This window comes from Fructilactobacillus sp. X8R4C1, from assembly GCF_059900905.1.
This window is the reverse complement of record NZ_JBWXVJ010000002.1, coordinates 167,630-184,501: the sequence shown is the minus strand read 5'-3', so window position 1 is coordinate 184,501 and position 16,872 is coordinate 167,630. Positions and strand designations below refer to the sequence as shown.

Genomic DNA, 16,872 nt, shown 5'->3' with positions numbered 1-16,872 from the left:
TCATATTTATGAAGGATTTTTTTTATTCTCAAAAATAAGAGGTGATATAAAATGGCAAAACCTACTGTAGCAATTGTTGGAAGACCAAACGTTGGTAAATCAACAATTTTTAATCGAATTGCTGGTGAACGAATTTCAATTGTTGAAGATACTCCTGGGGTGACCCGTGATCGTATTTATGCTCATGGGAGTTGGCTTGGTCACAATTTTAATTTGATCGACACCGGTGGAATTGAAGTTGCTGATGAACCATTTATTAAGCAAATTACTGATCAAGCAGAAATTGCGATTGATGAAGCTGATGTAATTATATTTATGGTAAATGGTAAGCAGGGAATGACTGATGCTGATGAACGAGTGGCCCAATTATTGTATCGATCTGATACACCAGTTGTATTGGCGGTTAATAAAATTGACAATCCCGAAAGTCGGACCGACATTTATGATTTCTATGCTTTGGGGTTTGGTGACCCATATCCCATTTCGGGCTCTCACGGACTTGGTTTAGGGGATTTGTTAGATGCTGTTGTTAAGAATTTCCCAGAAAACGCTAACGAAGCTGACGATGATAGTATTAAATTTAGTGTGATTGGCCGACCAAATGTTGGCAAGTCATCACTTGTCAATGCTATTTTAGGAGAGAATCGGGTGATCGTATCAAATGTAGCTGGCACTACTCGCGATGCGATTGACACTAAGTTTGAAAATGATGGTCAAGAGTACACCATTGTTGATACCGCAGGAATTCGGAAACGTGGTAAGGTTTATGAAAAGACCGAGAAATACAGCGTAATGCGAGCTATGAGAGCAATTGATGGAAGTGATGTGACATTGATGGTTCTTAATGCAGAAGAAGGCATTAGAGAGCAAGACAAGCGGGTTGCTGGGTATGCGCACGAAGCCGGCAAGGGTGTCATCATTGTCGTTAATAAATGGGACGCTTTAAAAAAGGATAATCACTCGCAACAACAATTTGAAGCTGATATTCGTGAGCAATTTCAGTATTTGGCTTACGCACCCATTATTTTTGTATCCGCAACGACCAAACAACATGTTAGTCAGTTACCATCTTTGATTAAACGAGTTAACGAAAATCACCAGCGTCGAATCCAGTCGTCAACCTTAAATGATGTTATCATGGATTCAATCGCAATTACTCCAACACCAACCAGAAATGGGAAGCGACTTCGGATTTACTATGCTACCCAGGTTGCTGTTGGACCGCCAACGATTGTCTTGTTTGTAAATGATCCAGAACTACTTCATTTTTCGTACAAACGTTATTTGGAAAATCAAATTAGAAAAAATTTTGACTTTGCTGGGACACCAATTCACTTGATAGCAAGGCGTCGAAAGTAATGAGTAATGGTAACAACCTTCTAATCATAATTATATTAAAATTTTTTTAGTAAATGTTAATTATACTTCCATTATTTGTTGCAATGACACCATTCTTATGCTAAATTAAGACTAGAAATGATGTAGTAGTACATCATTTCCCCTGGCTTAATCTTTAACTTATTGGGTGTTTTTTACATAAAAAACATCTATTCAGGAGGTGAATACACATGGCCAACAAAGCAGAATTAGTTAATGATGTCGCAAAGGCAACTGGTTTAACTAAGAAAGATGCCACCGCAGCTTTGGATGCAGTTTTTGACTCAATCCAAGACAAGTTGACTCACGGTGAAAAGGTACAATTGATCGGTTTTGGTAATTTCGAAGTACGTAATCGTGCCGCTCGTAAGGGACGTAACCCCCAAACTGGTGCAGAAATTCAAATCCCTGCAAGTAAAGTACCTGCCTTTAAACCCGGTAAGGCTTTAAAGGAAGCTGTTAAATAGTTTTATTTAATGGTTTAACCAGTGCGCTTATGCGTACTGGTTTTTTTATTAGTAGGAGGACATGTGTAATGACTTATTCAGAGCAAGCCTTAGACGCCCTAAAAAAGGGTGATATGAGTCAATTTAACGATGACATCAAAAAAGCCAAGGTAAATGATAGTGATGATATGATTTATTCGTTAGCAGCAGAACTTTATTCATTAGGTTTTTTAAACGAATCGATTGATATATATAAAGATCTTTTAAAAAAATATCCTGAGGAAGACGAGTTAAGAACAAGTATTGCAGATATTTTGATTTCTGAAGGCAAGATTGATAAAGCGCTTAATTATTTAAGTGAGATTAAACCTGATTCCCCAAATTATGTTAATGCTTTGATGGTTGAAGCTGATCTTTATCAAACTCAGGAAATGTATAACGTTAGTGAACAAAAGTTACTTGAAGCTGAAAAAATTGATCCAGACGAAAATGTAATTAAATTTGCCCTGGCTGAATTGTATTTTTCTACCGGACAATTTGATAAAGCCATTCCTATATATTTGGGAATAATTAAACAAGGTGTTTTGAACATTTCTTCAGTTAATTTGGTTGAAAGGTTAGGGGTGGCATATGCTAATGCAGGTCATTTTGAACAGGCTATTGGATACCTTGAACAGATTAAGCCCATTGATATGACGCCAGACGTCAAATTTGAAACGGGTTTTACGTACTTACAGTTGAAGAACTACGCTAAGGCGATTGAGATGTTCAAGCAGTTGCGAGAAGAGGATCCTCAGTATGCCTCACTGTATCCTTACTTAGGGGAAGCATACATTCAAATGAATGAACCTAAAAATGCTTTAAAGGTTTATCAGGAGGGTATGAGTGTTGATCAGTATAATGTCAGTATGTACATTAAAGCTGCAGACGTTGCTACTAAACTTTCAAAAGAAGACCTAGCCCTGAAGTATCTTAATAAGGGACATCAGGTTGATCCGGATAACATGGAATTAATTATTAAGTTATCTAATTTGTACGTTAAGCAGGGCGAATATCAAAAAAATGTTGATTTTTTAAGCCCATACGTAAAAGAAGAAGAAACCGATCCACAAATTTACTGGAATTTGGCGGTGTCTTATGCTCATCTTGAAAAGTATGATAATGCTCAAAAGTACTATGAGCGAGCTCTTCCGTACTTTGATGATAATCCTGATTTCTTACATGAGGCGATTTTATTGTTTAGAGAGAATGGTCAAATTAAGGAAACCATTAAACTGCTAAAACATTATGTGAAACTTGTCCCGACTGATGATGAAATGGCATACATGCTTGAAGATTTAGAAGATTACGAGTAACAAAATAAGGATCAGAGTTGGATTTGATACTCTGATCCTTATTTTTGTGCTAATTTTTGATAATAGATTAGTGACGCTGGATCCATTCTTAAATCTTGTGCGAGAGTTTTGTCACTATCCTTTGGATGTTGATTGAGATAGTTAATGACGAATGCTTGGTATAGTGATTTGGGATTGAGATTCATTGCTAGGTATTCACTATCTGGCTTTAAGTATTTGTGAAGACCTGCAGATGTAATATGGCAGTTGGAAGCGATTCTTTGCTTTAAAAAGAGGTCCTTTGAATGATGACGAATTTGAAGCGGGGTAACAAATTTTTGAAAATTAGATAAAAAGGATTTTTCTTCAGGTGAAAAGTCAACGTGGTTTAATTCATGATAAAAGCCAGGTAAGAGAAACTCTGAAGATTGGTATCCCTTACTGATAAGTAACAGCGTCATTCTAGTGTAGTAGTGAACCTCAGGATCTTCGAGGATAGTTGGTAAAGAATAGATCCACTTGGTAATGTATGAATTATGTTCGTTTTTTTCCTTACTTTTAATGTTAATTGTAGGAAGATGGGTATTAAGGTGGTTGTTAAATAAGAATTTAAAATAGACGTTGATCTGAGATAAAACCTTGTTATAGGTATTGTTTCCGTTATTACGCTTAGAAATGATCATATCTAGATATTGCTCGATGTCTCGATCAAAGATTTGACTAACTCGGTGATCCGCTTGGTATCCCACGTTAAAATTAGATAAATAATTAAAAAGATCCGATAAGGTTTTGGAATACTCTCGAATGGTTACATTTGAGAGTTCTTTTTTTCTTAGATAACGTTCAAAATGATCTTGATATGGATAATTGTTACTCATGATTTGTCTCCTGTAATAAGTTACTTTAACTTAATCATAACACAAGAACCAGACACAAGCCTAACTTTTATATGATAATTTTGGTAGAATGAAATCAGTGAAGGTGTGTGGATCATGAAAATAGACAACTTACCAAGTGAATTTGATGATGCTAGAAGGGTTCTTCAGACAATTGAAGAAGCGGGATTTCAAGCTTATTTTGTTGGCGGATCAGTCCGTGACACTATTTTGCATGCACCAATTCATGACGTTGATATCGCAAGTAGTGCGTATCCTGAAGAAATTAAAACCATTTTCAAGAAGACAATTGATACTGGGATTGAACACGGAACCGTCACGGTGGTGCACGATGGTCGATCTTATGAAATCACGACGTTTCGGACTGAATCAGGATACCAAGATTATCGGCGTCCCGATCAAGTTACCTTTGTTCGATCACTTGAAGATGATTTAAAGCGTCGTGATTTTACTATCAATGCGCTTGCCATGAAAGAAAATGGTGAAATCATTGACTTGTTTGGTGGCTTAAATGATTTAAGAAATCATCTAATTAAGGCTGTTGGAGATCCAGAACAACGTTTTAATGAGGATGCTTTACGAATGATGCGTGCTGTTCGCTTTGCTAGTAAACTGAATTTTGCAATTGAAAAGAACACTTTTAATGCGATTAGTAAACATAGTTATCTATTAAAAAAGATTGCTGTGGAACGAATTAACGTGGAATTTGTAAAGATGATGCTAGGGATGGCTCCTGGCAGGGGGCTTAAACAGATGATCCAAACGAATTTAATTAAGTATGTTCCCGTCTTGGGTGATTATGTTTCTGAAATAGCTAGGTTAGGGTCACGTCCCATTTCAGAATACATTAATAATGAAGTTCAGGTTTGGTCCTTAATTGCATGTCAGTGCGAATTAAATAGTGAACAGATTGGACATCTGATGAAGAGTTGGAAGGGATCAAATAGGTTAACCGAGAACGTTAAACTAACGGTTAAAGCAACTTACAAGATTGTAAGTGATGTTTTAGATCCAGTAACGTCGTATAAAGTTGGTCGCATCAATCTTGATAACGCATGTCAAGTAGCCATGACCTTAGGTAAGGTAGTAAATATTGACCAAATAGAAAATGAATATGATCGCCTTCCGATTAAAAGTAAAAGTGAACTAAAAATTAACGGTAAAATGTTGATTGATAGAGGTTTTAAACCAGGTCCATTATTAGGAAATGTTCTTAATCAACTGGAACGTTCCGTTATAAGTGGCCAAATTAAAAATGATTCAGATTCACTACTTTCTGCATCGAAGCAAATAAATAATGATTAAAAATAATTGGAGCAGATATTGTGCAAACATTAAAAGCAGAAAACTTGACGAAGACGTATGGTGAAAAGACTTTATTTAAAAATCTTGACTTTATTATCAATGAACATGACCGAATTGGATTAATTGGAACGAATGGAAGTGGTAAATCGTCCCTTTTAAATACTATTTCTGGAATTGATCATGATGTTAATGGGACAATTACCACTTCTAAGTCGTACACAATTGGATACCTAAAGCAGGTTCCAGATTTAGATGAAAACCTAACTGTTATTGACGCTGTTTTTGCTGGTGATCAAAAGATTTTTAAAATCATCAGATCCTATGAACATGCACTTAAAAATTACTCTAAGCATCCGGAAAATTCAGATTTTGAAAAAAAGTTTGAGAATGCAGAAGCAAAAATGAATGAAGAGGATGCCTGGACGGCGGAAGTGGACGTTAAAAACATCCTTAATCAACTGAAAATTACCGATTTAGATCAAAAGGTGGGAAGCATGTCGGGTGGCCAGCAGAAACGAGTTGGATTAGCTCAGGTTTTAATTCAGTCACCTGATTTACTTTTATTAGATGAACCTACCAATCACTTGGATTTTGACTCGGTTGACTGGTTGGAACGATTTTTGAGTAAATACAAGGGAGCTTTAGTATTTGTTACCCATGATCGTTATTTTTTGGATCAAATTGCTAATCAAATATGGGAATTATCATTTGGTAAACTTTATAAGTATCCCGGTAATTATCAAGATTATGTCCAGAGGAAAGCTGAACTTGATGAAGAGCAAGAGGCTGCCTCTCATAAGCAGCAACGGCTTTACAAACAAGAGTTAAAGTGGATGAAAAAAGGCGCTAAAGCTCGTTCCACTAAGCAACAAGCACGAATTAATCGATTTAACGATTTAAAAGCTGATGTTGATCAGGGCAATCCAATCGATGAAGATGTCGATATCACGATGGGTCAAAAACGGCTTGGTAAAAAAGTGATTGACATTAAACACGCTAACTTAACAATTGCTCATAAGCCAATTCTAAGAGATTTCAGCATGTTAATTCAAAATGGTGAACGAATCGGAATTAGTGGTGAAAATGGTGCCGGGAAATCAAGCTTTTTAAATGTAATTGCTGGAAAGCTTCCACTTCAGTCCGGTACCATTGATATTGGTGAAACCGTTAAAATGGCATATTATACACAAAAAATGGAGAAAATCCCGGAAGACAAACGTGTTATTAGTTATTTAACTGATATCGGTGAAAATGTGGTTGATAAGGATGGAAATAAGGTCAGCGTTACTAATTTATTAGAACAGTTCCTTTTTCCTAAATTTATGCATGGAACTTTGATCCGCAAGCTTTCAGGTGGAGAAAAAAGGCGCCTTTATTTACTGAAATTATTGATGGAGCAACCAAATGTGCTTCTTCTTGATGAGCCAACTAATAATCTCGATATTGGGACCTTAACGGTTCTAGAGGATTACATCAAGCACTTTAATGGGACAACGATTACAGTATCTCATGATCGTTACTTTCTTGATAAAGTAGCTGTTCGATTATTGATTTTTGATGGGAATGCTAAAATTGAGCGTTATACTGGTCAATTTACTGATTATCTACAAAAAATGAAAATGCAAAGGAAACAGGTTCATCATGATAGTAAGAACCAAACCAATAGCCGATTAGATGAAGCTAAAGATAGCACTTCCGAGAAAAAAAGCACGAAATCGAAAACCAAGTTAACGTATGCTGAAAGAATTGAGTGGGATAAGATCGATGGCAAGATTAATTCTTTAGATCGTCAGACTAAAGATGTAAAAAAACAGATGCAAGAAAATAGTTCGGATTACGATAAGTTAGCAGAGTTACAACGAAATCTTGATGAATTAAATCAGAAATCAGATCAATTAATGAACCGATGGGAATATTTGAGCCAGTACGTTGATGAGTAGTTGTTTTTATTAAAAAAGGAAGAGATTAAAATGTTAGAGGATGCATATTTAAATCTAGAACGTTACGTTTTAGATAATGGTCACAAAAAATCAGATCGAACTGGTACCGGAACCATTAGTACCTTTGGTTATCAAATGCGTTTTAACTTACAGGACGGCTTTCCACTTTTAACCACTAAGGCGGTTCCCTTTCGGTTGATTAAGTCAGAATTACTCTGGTTTTTGCGGGGTGATACTAACATTCGTTATTTACTTAAACATAATAATCATATTTGGGATGAATGGGCGTTTGAAAAATGGATTAATTCTGATGAATATCATGGACCAGATATGACTAATTTTGGTTTGCGTTCACAAAGTGATCCCGAATTTAGTGAAGAATACCAAAAGCAGAAGAAAATATTTTGTGAACGAGTTTTAAATGACGATGATTTTGCCAAAAAATATGGCGATTTAGGCTTGGTTTATGGGAGTCAATGGCGTAACTGGAAAACGAGCAATGGTAAGGCCATTGACCAGATTAAAAATGTTATTAATACCATTAAAACTAATCCCGATTCCAGAAGAATGATTGTGAGTGCTTGGAATCCAGAAGATATTTCTAGTATGGCTCTTCCACCTTGTCATGTAATGTTTCAGTTTTACGTAAACGATGGCAAGTTAAGTTGCCAATTGTATCAGCGTAGTGGTGATATTTTTTTGGGAGTTCCATTTAATATCGCAAGTTATGCTTTACTTACTAGTTTAATTGCCAAAGAGGTCGGATTAATTCCTGGTGATTTTGTCCATACGTTGGGTGATGCTCATATTTACAGTAATCACATTGATCAAGTCAAAGAGCAGTTAACGAGAAAGCCACACCCAGCTCCACATCTTTGGCTAAATCCCGATAAGGAAAGTATTTTTGATTATGATATGGATGATATTAAGGTGGTTGATTATCACCACGACAAGCCAATTAAAGCGTCAGTGGCAGTATAGGAGATTATTATGTTAGCTTATATTTGGGCAGAGTCAAACGGACATGTCATTGGAAAAGATGGTAAATTACCCTGGCACTTGCCGGATGACATGCAATTTTTTAAACGTAATACGATCGATCATCAAATTCTAGCTGGTAGAACCACGTATGATAGTTTTAAAAGACCATTACCAAGACGCAAAAATTTGGTTTTGACTCACCGCCCGCAGAGTGATTTTCCGAGTGGGGTTGTGACCTTTAAAACGGTTGATGAATTTTTGAAGTATGCAAAAAGATACCCTAATGAAATGATTTTTGTGGTTGGTGGAACGTCTGTATTTGAAGATTTGTTGCCGTTTGTTGATTATCTGTATCGCACTAGTATCAATCATGATTTTGATGGGGATGTTAAAATGATTGATATTGATTATTCTCAATTTGAATTAGAAAAGAAGATTTCTGGAAAAGTTGATGAACATAATGTTTATCCGCATACTTTTGAGATATTTAAGCGTAAGAAATAAGAGGTAAGAAATTGAGAAAAAGTTTTTATGAATTTTTAATGACTAGAAGACATCCAGGGAGTTCCGATCCGATTGCGGAGTTTGCTAATAATGCGTTCTTTGATCAATTATTTCCAAAGCAAGAGGATAATTTTGAAAGGCTTTCTAAGTACTTGGAGGAAAATGCTGGTTATTTACCATCCATGACAATTTTTGATGATGCATGGAAAGAGTATCTTGCCTACCTCGATTAACGATAAAGGAGCAATAAATGGGAAGTAATATACAATGGTTTCCTGGACACATGGCGAAAGCTATTCGTCAGTTTGAGGAAAATGTCCACGTTGTTGATATTATTTTTGAATTGGTTGATGCAAGGATTCCGTATTCATCGATTAATCCAGAGATTAAGCGAGTATCAGGTAGTAAACCACGCTTGTTTATTTTAACTAAATCTGATTTAGCTGATCCAAAGATGACTAAAGAATGGTTAGATTACTTTAATAGTACGGGATTATCGGCCATCTCAATCGATTCAAAATCACGTGGGGTCAGAAATAAGATTGAGACTGCTGCTCGGAAAGTTCTGAAGGATAAGTTAGAACAATCGCAAGCAAAGGGATTAAAAAAAGACATCATTAAGGCTGTCTGTGTTGGGGTTCCGAACGTTGGCAAGTCAACTTTGTTGAACCAGTTAGTTAGTAAGAGATCAGCAGCGGTTGGCAATCGTCCGGGAGTAACTAAGGGTCAACAATGGTTAACCTCCAGTAAAACGATGGAATTATTGGATACTCCCGGAATATTGTGGCCAAAGTTTCAAAATCAGGAGATTGCTGATAAATTAGCGTTAACGGGAGCAATTAAGGAGAGTATTTATCATCCTGATGATATTGCTTTATTTGCGCTTCATTTTTTTCGTAGTCACCATAGCGACGAGATCTTGAAACGTTATCATTTGGGTCCGTCCGATTTAAACTTAAGTGATGTTGAGTTATTACTTAAAATTACTGAAAAGATTGGAATGAAAGACGATTACGACCGAGCCAGCGTCAGGATTATTAATGATGTTCAAAAGGGAAAATTAGGGCGTTTTACGTTAGATTCCCTTGAACTGGTGGAAAGAAATGAGTATGGTAATGACGATTAGAGAAATTTCTGAGCGGCTTGCTAACGTTGATAATGTTAGTGATCCGCTTTTTGTCCGCTTTGGGGATGATCCACGAATTGGAGTTCAAAGAATTATTAAGAGAACGTTGAAGCGAATTAATACCCAGACCGAGAAAAAACGTGATTTTTTAACCAGATTTAAATATGAAAAAGAAATATGGCAACGCGGGGTGAAGTATATTGCTGGCGTTGATGAAGTGGGCAGAGGGCCGCTTGCTGGTCCAGTAGTCGCTGGTGCGGCAATTTTACCAGTTGACTTTGATCTTATTGACGTCAATGATTCCAAAAAATTAAGTGATGAAAAAAGACGAGAACTAGTTCCAAAAATCAAAAAGGAGGCGATTGCTTACAACTTTTTTGCGGTTTCAAGTCAGATGATTGATCAAGTCAATATTTATGAAGCAACTAGAATTGCCATGAAAAACGTAATTAGTAAGTTAGATCCACAGCCAGGTCATATTATTGTGGACGCCATGACAATTGATGACAGTATTCCGCAGACTAGGTTGATTAAGGGAGACTCAAAATCAGTTAGTGTTTCTGCTGCTAGTATCCTTGCTAAGGTTTTTCGAGACGATTTAATGAATGAATACGCTCGTAAGTATCCCGGATATGGATTCGAACGAAATGCGGGTTATGGAACCAAAGAACATTTACGGGCTTTAGATAAACTTGGTCCGACCCCAATTCATCGCAAGACTTTTTCACCAGTATTAAAAACAATCAATCATTAATTTACGTATTTATCCATAGACAAACCAGGAGGTAGAAAATGGATAAACGGAAATTATTGCTTAGAATCAAGTTATGTCGTGGGATTGGGATTAAAGGCGAAGCAATTCTTGCACGGTGGGTTAAGGGGACTTCAGTTGAAAACATGTCTTTATCTGAGGTTGAAGGTGAATTAATCAATCTATTAAAACGTCATCATTTGCAGACAACGAAGTTTAAGAATTCATTTTTAAGTAGTGAGTTAGAGCGATCTTTTCGTTTGAACCAAAAATATCATTGGATGACCATTCTTGATGATGGTTATCCTGAACAACTTGCTGATATTTATTGCGCGCCAATTGTGCTCTTTTATGTGGGTGACGTGTCGTTACTTACAACACGTTCGATTTCTGTGGTAGGTGCACGACAGTGTACAAGTTATTCAATCGCAGCAATTAAGGAAATTATTACACGTCAGGTACTTAAAAAGTTTACGATTGTGTCTGGTCTGGCTAAGGGAGTTGATTGTTTAAGTCATCAGTGTGCTTTAGCACATGATGGTCATACAATTGCGGTGATTGGGACAGGTCTGGACCGTTTTTATCCCGCTGAATGTACGCAGCTTCAGGATAATTTGATGAGAACCAACCTGGTTATCAGTGAGTATCCATTAGGAAGTAGGCCCTTAAAATACCATTTTGTGGAACGAAATCGCATCATTGCTGGCCTTTGCGAAAAATTAATTGTTGTTGAGGCAAAGCAAAGGTCAGGAAGTTTAATTACTGCTAGTTTGGCTTTGTCTGAAAATCGGGATGTCCTTGCCATACCAGGCAATATTACTTCTCCACTTTCTAAGGGTTGTAATCAACTAATTGCTTCTGGAGCACGTCCTTGTTTGAGTGATAATGATGTTTTGGAAGATTCTTTAGTTTGACAGGTCTTTAAAACTGCAATATGATATGGAAGAAATTTAAACGGAAATTATCATGTATTAATGAAGAAAAAAATAACGAGGATAATTTTAATGGCCACAACTTCTGTAGCAAAGACAAAGAAAACAACTAAAACAAAAAAACGTAAAGCAAGTTCAAGAAAGAAAAAGTTAGTGATTGTCGAATCGCCAGCTAAAGCAAAGACAATTCAAAAGTATCTAGGAAGTACCTATAAGGTCGTAGCAAGTAAAGGACACGTTCGTGATCTCCCTAAGAGTAGGATGGGCGTGGACATTGAAGACGATTTTAAACCTGATTACATTTCAATTAGGGGGAAGGGTGACGTAATTAAAATGCTAAAGTCTGAGGCTAAGAAGTCGAAGATGATTTATTTAGCATCTGACCCTGATCGTGAGGGTGAGGCAATTGCCTGGCATGTTTCCCACGTGTTGAATCTTGACGTTAATGATCAAAATCGCGTGGTCTTTAACGAAATTACCAAGGATACCGTTAAGGATGCTTTTAAACATCCAAGAACGATCGATATGAATCTCGTGGATGCTCAACAAGCACGTCGGGTTTTGGATCGATTAGTGGGATATTCGATTTCTCCACTGCTTTGGAAAAAAGTAAAAAAGGGATTAAGTGCCGGACGGGTACAGTCAGTAGCATTGTGGTTAGTGATTGATCGGGAACGTCAGATTAGAAAATTTGAGCCAGAAGAATACTGGACAATCGATTCTGAATTTAAGTCTGGGCGTTCAAAGTTTAAAGCTAGTTTCTACGGTCTTAATGGCAAGAAAGCGAAACTTGCGAATAATGATGATGTACAAAAAGTTTTAAAACAAATTGATCCAAAAGCTGATTTTGATATTACAAAAGTCACTAAAAAAGAACGGCGGAGACAACCGAACGCACCATTCACAACTAGTACTCTTCAACAAGATGCTAACCGGAAATTAAATTTTAAGACTGGACGAACAATGATGGCTGCCCAGCAACTTTATGAGGGAATTAATATTGGCAAAGAAGGAAGCCAGGGTCTCATTACTTATATGAGAACTGATTCAACAAGAATCTCATCAATTGCTAAGCATGAGGCAGCTACCTTTCTTCATGAAAAGTATGGGGCAGAATACTCTGCTAATAAACCAATTAAGGGGAAAATGCCAGAAGGCGCTCAGGATGCGCACGAAGCAGTCCGACCTACATCTGTTTATCGGACTCCTGCAAACATTAAACAATATCTTACTAAGGATCAATATAAACTTTACAATTTAATTTGGTCACGATTTGTAGCTAGTCAAATGACTCCAGCAATTATGGATACTGAAACAGTAACCATTGAACAAAATGGTGTAACGTATCGTGCTAACGGCTCAAAGATGAAATTTGAAGGTTTTTTGAAAGTCTATTCAAATGGGAAAGAGAAAGATAATATCTTGCCTGATTTAAATAGTGGTGACACCGTTAAATTATCTAAAAATAATCCAGACCAACACTTTACTCAACCACCAGCTCGATACACTGAAGCCAATCTGATTAAAACTTTAGAAGAGAATGGAGTGGGACGTCCATCTACCTATTCGCCAACATTAGGTACAATTCAAAAACGTTATTACGTTAAACTAGTTGGAAAACGGTTTGAACCAACCGAACTCGGCGAGATTGTGAATAAAATTATTGAAGAGTACTTTCCTGACATTGTCAACGTTGATTTTACGGCTGATGTCGAAGGAAAATTGGATGAGATCGAAGAAGCTAAAGAAAAATGGGTTGAAGTTGTAGATCACTTCTATCAACCATTTTCAAAAGAAGTGGACCATGCGGAACAACTTATGGAAGATGTTCAAATTAAGGATGAATTAGCCGGGTTTAACTGTGAGATATGTGGTGCACCGATGGTCGTAAAGATGGGGAAGTATGGTAAATTTTACGCTTGTTCACGCTTTCCAGATTGTCGCAATACTCAAGCAATTGTCAAAGAAATTGGGGTAACTTGTCCGAAGTGTAAGAAGGGTCAAGTTATTGAACGTAAAACAAAAAAGAATCGGTTGTTTTATGGGTGTTCACGTTATCCTGAATGTGACTTTGTTTCGTGGGATAAGCCAATTGGACGAGATTGTCCAAAGTGTGGTCATTTCTTGGTTGAAAAAAAGGTTCGTGGTGGCATGCAAGTTATTTGTCCAAACGGCGATTATAAAGAAGATATTCAGAAATAATTAAAATAGCTGTTCCTCGGAACGGTTTTATTTATAAGGTAAAATGTAAAAAGTTACTTTAACTTAGGAAAAACAAATGCAAAACAAAAAACTAATCGAACTATTCGTAAAATATATTGTAAACGAACGTCAATATTCAAAAGACACGGCTAAAGCTTACGAAGACGATCTTGAGGAATTTAATGTATTTCTACAGACGTCAGGAAACACTAAAAGCTTTAAAAATATCGACAATTTTGACGTTGAAGTTTTCTTAGGTACTTTGCACGATAGAGGAGATGAAAATAGCACCATCGCTCGTAAAATTTCTTCATTAAGGTCTTTTTTTAATTTTTTGCTAAACAATGAACTAATTTCGGACAATCCGTTTGAATATGTTCACATAAAAAAGCATAATAAGCATTTACCAAGATTCTTTTATCAAAAAGAATTAGACATTCTTTTTAAAACAGCCGCAAGTAATCAAGACAAACGAATTGCTACTCGTGACAGTGCCATTCTCGAGGTTCTATACGGGACGGGAATGAGAGTCAGTGAGTGCTCCAATCTTGATATTAACGACATTGATTTTGATAATCGAATCATGCTTGTTTTAGGTAAGGGAAACAAGGAACGTTATCTGCCATTTGGAAGGTATGCTAAAAGTGCTATTTTACGATATATGGAGAAATGCCGAACGCCAATTATGCGTAAATATCATAAAGACCATCTTTACTTATTTATCAATCAGCATGGTGATAAACTGTCAAGCCGCGGTATTGAATACATTTTAGATGGAATTATGAAAAGAAGTGGTCTTAATAGTTCAATTCATCCTCACATGCTTCGTCATACATTTGCCACTCAAATGTTGAATAATGGAGCTGATCTTAGAACTGTTCAGGAATTACTTGGTCATTCTGATTTATCTACAACCCAAATTTATACTCATGTTACTAAAGAAGGACTACTTAAGAACTACCAGAAGTTCTTTAAGCGTCCTGATGAAGATAATCCAAACTAACTTTTGAAGGGAATTTAATTATGACAGTAAAATTTGAAGCTACCACAATTTGCGCCATCAGACATAATGGTCACGTTGCACTAGCTGGTGACGGTCAAGTTACTATGGGAGAAAAAGTTATCATGAAGGGAACCGCACATAAAATCCGTCGGATCTTTGATGGGAAAGTTGGAGTCGGTTTTGCTGGAAGTGTTTCTGATGCATTTAACCTAGAAGAAAAGTTTGAAAAAAAGTTGAAAGAATATAGCGGCAACTTAAAAAGAGCTTCAGTAAAATTAGCTCAAGAATGGCGCGGCGATCAACAGTTACAAAAACTTGAGGCCATGCTAATTGTTGCCGATCATGATAATTTGCTTTTAGTATCTGGTTCAGGAGAAGTAATTGAGCCAGACGATGATATTTTAGCAATTGGATCTGGTGGTAATTTTGCATTAGCAGCAGCCACTGCAATGAAACATAAGGCGCCTGAAATGTCAGCTGAAGAAATTGCCAAAGCTGCTATTAACATCGCTGCTGACATTGATATTTTTACTAATCACAATGTAATTTCTGAAGAATTATAAACCGAGGTATTAATTAATGACAAAAGAAGAACAAATGACACCAAAAGAAATTGTTTCCCAATTAGATAATTATATTGTTGGACAGGACGATGCTAAGAAGTCTGTAGCAATCGCGTTGCGTAATCGTTACCGTCGTCTTCAATTAAGCCCACAGATGCAAGAGGACATTACTCCTAAAAACTTATTGATGATCGGTCCCACTGGAGTTGGTAAGACAGAAATTGCACGTCGTTTGGCTAAGATTGTAGACGCTCCATTTGTCAAAGTAGAAGCAACCAAATTCACTGAAGTTGGATACGTTGGTGGAGATGTTAATTCAATGGTTCGTGATTTAGTTGAGAGCTCAGTTCAAATGGAAAAGAAAATTGAGTTTAAAAACGTTAGACGTGAAGCTGAAAAGAAAGCGAATAAGGACTTGGCTGAGATCATTTCACGCGAAGAAAACCACGTAGATGATCCAGAAGCAATCGCAAATAATGATAAAAAATTAGAAGATACGGTTAAAGAATTTAATAAGGCGTTTAAGAAGGGGAAACCAATAGATCTATCTTGGTTAACTCAAAAAGATCCCTTCATGGATAATGACGAAAAGAATAAAATTAAAAACGATGCCGATCAAATTTTAAATCAAATTGAAAAAGGCGAGTTAGAGGACCATGAAGTTAAAATCTCCATTGATGACCCAGCGGCTGCACTAAACGCGGACAACGGCAAAATGGAACAAATGGGAATTAACTTGCAGGGATTAGAGAGTATGCTGCCAAAGAAGCAAGTTGAAAGAGTCCTTCCGTTAAAAGAAGCTCGTGAAGCATTAATCAATCAAGAATCAGAAACACTAATTGACGATGCCAAAGTGAATGGCTCAGCAATTAAACGTGCCGAAAATACCGGGATTATTTTTATAGATGAAATTGATAAATTGACTGGTGGAAACAAACAAACTCGTGGAGAAGTGTCAAGAGAAGGTGTTCAACGAGACATTTTACCAATCGTTGAAGGTGTAAATGTAAATACTAAGTATGGAGTCATAAATACCAATCACATCTTGTTTATCGGTTCCGGTGCTTTTGCTGATAGTAAGCCTTCAGATTTAATTCCTGAACTGCAAGGTCGATTCCCAATTCGAGTAGAATTAAATGATCTAAGTAAGAATGACTTTGTTAAAATTTTAACTGAACCGAGTGATGCATTAATTAAGCAATATGTAGCATTAATTGGGACGGATAATATTAAAGTAACTTTTACTAAGGAAGCAATTGAAAAAATTGCTGATATTGCATATTCTGTTAACCATGATACTGATAATATCGGGGCTAGACGGCTTCACACAATTCTAGAAAAATTACTTGAAGATATTTTGTATGAAGGACCAGATATGCATATGGGTGATATTACGATTAACCAACAATACGTTGAAGACAAAGTTGGTAATCTTGCGGCTGATGAAAATATAGCACGATATATTTTATAGTTTCTACATTTTGTGAAATAATATATAAAGAAAGGGAGGGA

Annotated in this window: 16 protein-coding genes; 15 read left to right on the top strand and 1 reads right to left on the bottom strand. The window is 36.5% G+C overall.

Features of this window, described 5'->3' with window-relative positions:
• Positions 1–51: 51 nt before the first annotated feature.
• The 3 genes from der to AC6UDA_RS03870 all read left to right on the top strand — a co-directional run bounded on the left by der (position 52) and on the right by AC6UDA_RS03870 (position 3,178).
• Positions 52–1,359 carry a ribosome biogenesis GTPase Der gene (der, locus tag AC6UDA_RS03880; RefSeq protein ID WP_500711022.1) on the top strand — a complete coding sequence of 436 codons (1,308 nt, stop codon included), beginning with the start codon at positions 52–54 and terminating at the stop codon, positions 1,357–1,359.
• A 209-nt stretch (positions 1,360–1,568) separates the two neighbouring features.
• Entirely contained in the window at positions 1,569–1,844 is a 276-nt protein-coding gene (gene hbs / locus AC6UDA_RS03875; protein WP_010021419.1) for a non-specific DNA-binding protein Hbs, read from the top strand.
• A 68-nt stretch (positions 1,845–1,912) separates the two neighbouring features.
• Positions 1,913–3,178 carry a tetratricopeptide repeat protein gene (locus tag AC6UDA_RS03870; RefSeq protein ID WP_500711019.1) on the top strand — a complete coding sequence of 422 codons (1,266 nt, stop codon included), beginning with the start codon at positions 1,913–1,915 and terminating at the stop codon, positions 3,176–3,178.
• Positions 3,179–3,216: 38 nt separating this feature from the next.
• On the opposite strand, the gene AC6UDA_RS03865 is transcribed toward AC6UDA_RS03870, so the two are convergent.
• Positions 3,217–4,035: a site-specific integrase gene (locus tag AC6UDA_RS03865; RefSeq protein WP_500711017.1), complete on the bottom strand. Its 819-nt coding sequence runs from the start codon at positions 4,033–4,035 to the stop codon at positions 3,217–3,219.
• A 114-nt stretch (positions 4,036–4,149) separates the two neighbouring features.
• Between AC6UDA_RS03865 and AC6UDA_RS03860 the strand changes: the two genes are divergently transcribed.
• The 12 genes from AC6UDA_RS03860 (at position 4,150) to hslU (ending at position 16,831) form a co-directional block, all read left to right on the top strand.
• Entirely contained in the window at positions 4,150–5,358 is a 1,209-nt protein-coding gene (locus AC6UDA_RS03860; RefSeq protein WP_500706467.1) for a CCA tRNA nucleotidyltransferase, read from the top strand.
• 20 nt (positions 5,359–5,378) lie between these two features.
• Positions 5,379–7,298: an ABC-F family ATP-binding cassette domain-containing protein gene (locus AC6UDA_RS03855; RefSeq protein ID WP_500711014.1), complete on the top strand. Its 1,920-nt coding sequence runs from the start codon at positions 5,379–5,381 to the stop codon at positions 7,296–7,298.
• A 30-nt stretch (positions 7,299–7,328) separates the two neighbouring features.
• Entirely contained in the window at positions 7,329–8,279 is a 951-nt protein-coding gene (locus AC6UDA_RS03850; RefSeq protein ID WP_500711011.1) for a thymidylate synthase, read from the top strand.
• A 9-nt stretch (positions 8,280–8,288) separates the two neighbouring features.
• Positions 8,289–8,783, top strand: coding sequence for a dihydrofolate reductase (locus AC6UDA_RS03845; protein ID WP_500693773.1), 495 nt, complete (start codon positions 8,289–8,291; stop codon positions 8,781–8,783).
• Positions 8,784–8,794: 11 nt separating this feature from the next.
• Positions 8,795–9,016: a YozE family protein gene (locus AC6UDA_RS03840; protein ID WP_500693772.1), complete on the top strand. Its 222-nt coding sequence runs from the start codon at positions 8,795–8,797 to the stop codon at positions 9,014–9,016.
• A 17-nt stretch (positions 9,017–9,033) separates the two neighbouring features.
• A complete protein-coding gene (gene ylqF, locus AC6UDA_RS03835; RefSeq protein WP_500693771.1) occupies positions 9,034–9,909 on the top strand; it encodes a ribosome biogenesis GTPase YlqF in 876 nt (291 codons plus the stop codon).
• Positions 9,899–10,663 carry a ribonuclease HII gene (gene rnhB, locus AC6UDA_RS03830; RefSeq protein WP_500711009.1) on the top strand — a complete coding sequence of 255 codons (765 nt, stop codon included), beginning with the start codon at positions 9,899–9,901 and terminating at the stop codon, positions 10,661–10,663. The genes ylqF and rnhB overlap by 11 nt, the downstream gene beginning before the upstream one ends.
• Before the next feature lie 38 nt (positions 10,664–10,701).
• Positions 10,702–11,574 (top strand): DNA-processing protein DprA, encoded by an 873-nt coding sequence (gene dprA, locus AC6UDA_RS03825; RefSeq protein WP_500711006.1) that lies wholly within the window; start codon positions 10,702–10,704, stop codon positions 11,572–11,574.
• Between the two features lie 90 nt (positions 11,575–11,664).
• The gene (gene topA, locus AC6UDA_RS03820; protein WP_500695636.1) at positions 11,665–13,794 is read left to right on the top strand and encodes a type I DNA topoisomerase; all 2,130 of its coding nucleotides are present in this window, start codon (positions 11,665–11,667) and stop codon (positions 13,792–13,794) included.
• A gap of 76 nt (positions 13,795–13,870) precedes the next feature.
• Positions 13,871–14,797: a tyrosine recombinase XerC gene (gene xerC, locus AC6UDA_RS03815; protein WP_500711004.1), complete on the top strand. Its 927-nt coding sequence runs from the start codon at positions 13,871–13,873 to the stop codon at positions 14,795–14,797.
• Between the two features lie 20 nt (positions 14,798–14,817).
• On the top strand, positions 14,818–15,360 hold the full coding sequence (hslV, locus tag AC6UDA_RS03810; RefSeq protein WP_500695638.1) for an HslVU peptidase proteolytic subunit: 543 nt from the start codon (positions 14,818–14,820) through the stop codon (positions 15,358–15,360).
• 16 nt (positions 15,361–15,376) lie between these two features.
• Positions 15,377–16,831 carry an ATP-dependent protease ATPase subunit HslU gene (gene hslU, locus AC6UDA_RS03805; protein ID WP_500711002.1) on the top strand — a complete coding sequence of 485 codons (1,455 nt, stop codon included), beginning with the start codon at positions 15,377–15,379 and terminating at the stop codon, positions 16,829–16,831.
• The last annotated feature ends 41 nt before the right edge of the window (positions 16,832–16,872 follow it).

What these genes read in the sequence shown, in the direction of transcription:
- ylqF (WP_500693771.1), top strand. Translation starts at nt 9,034, where the DNA reads ATGGGAAGTAATATACAATGGTTTCCTGGACACATGGCGAAAGCTATT.
- der (WP_500711022.1), top strand. Translation starts at nt 52, where the DNA reads ATGGCAAAACCTACTGTAGCAATTGTTGGAAGACCAAACGTTGGTAAA.
- rnhB (WP_500711009.1), top strand. Translation starts at nt 9,899, where the DNA reads ATGACGATTAGAGAAATTTCTGAGCGGCTTGCTAACGTTGATAATGTT.
- AC6UDA_RS03850 (WP_500711011.1), top strand. Translation starts at nt 7,329, where the DNA reads ATGTTAGAGGATGCATATTTAAATCTAGAACGTTACGTTTTAGATAAT.
- xerC (WP_500711004.1), top strand. Translation starts at nt 13,871, where the DNA reads ATGCAAAACAAAAAACTAATCGAACTATTCGTAAAATATATTGTAAAC.
- AC6UDA_RS03865 (WP_500711017.1), bottom strand. Translation starts at nt 4,035, where the DNA reads ATGAGTAACAATTATCCATATCAAGATCATTTTGAACGTTATCTAAGA.
- topA (WP_500695636.1), top strand. Translation starts at nt 11,665, where the DNA reads ATGGCCACAACTTCTGTAGCAAAGACAAAGAAAACAACTAAAACAAAA.
- AC6UDA_RS03870 (WP_500711019.1), top strand. Translation starts at nt 1,913, where the DNA reads ATGACTTATTCAGAGCAAGCCTTAGACGCCCTAAAAAAGGGTGATATG.
- AC6UDA_RS03860 (WP_500706467.1), top strand. Translation starts at nt 4,150, where the DNA reads ATGAAAATAGACAACTTACCAAGTGAATTTGATGATGCTAGAAGGGTT.
- AC6UDA_RS03845 (WP_500693773.1), top strand. Translation starts at nt 8,289, where the DNA reads ATGTTAGCTTATATTTGGGCAGAGTCAAACGGACATGTCATTGGAAAA.
- hslU (WP_500711002.1), top strand. Translation starts at nt 15,377, where the DNA reads ATGACAAAAGAAGAACAAATGACACCAAAAGAAATTGTTTCCCAATTA.
- dprA (WP_500711006.1), top strand. Translation starts at nt 10,702, where the DNA reads ATGGATAAACGGAAATTATTGCTTAGAATCAAGTTATGTCGTGGGATT.
- hbs (WP_010021419.1), top strand. Translation starts at nt 1,569, where the DNA reads ATGGCCAACAAAGCAGAATTAGTTAATGATGTCGCAAAGGCAACTGGT.
- hslV (WP_500695638.1), top strand. Translation starts at nt 14,818, where the DNA reads ATGACAGTAAAATTTGAAGCTACCACAATTTGCGCCATCAGACATAAT.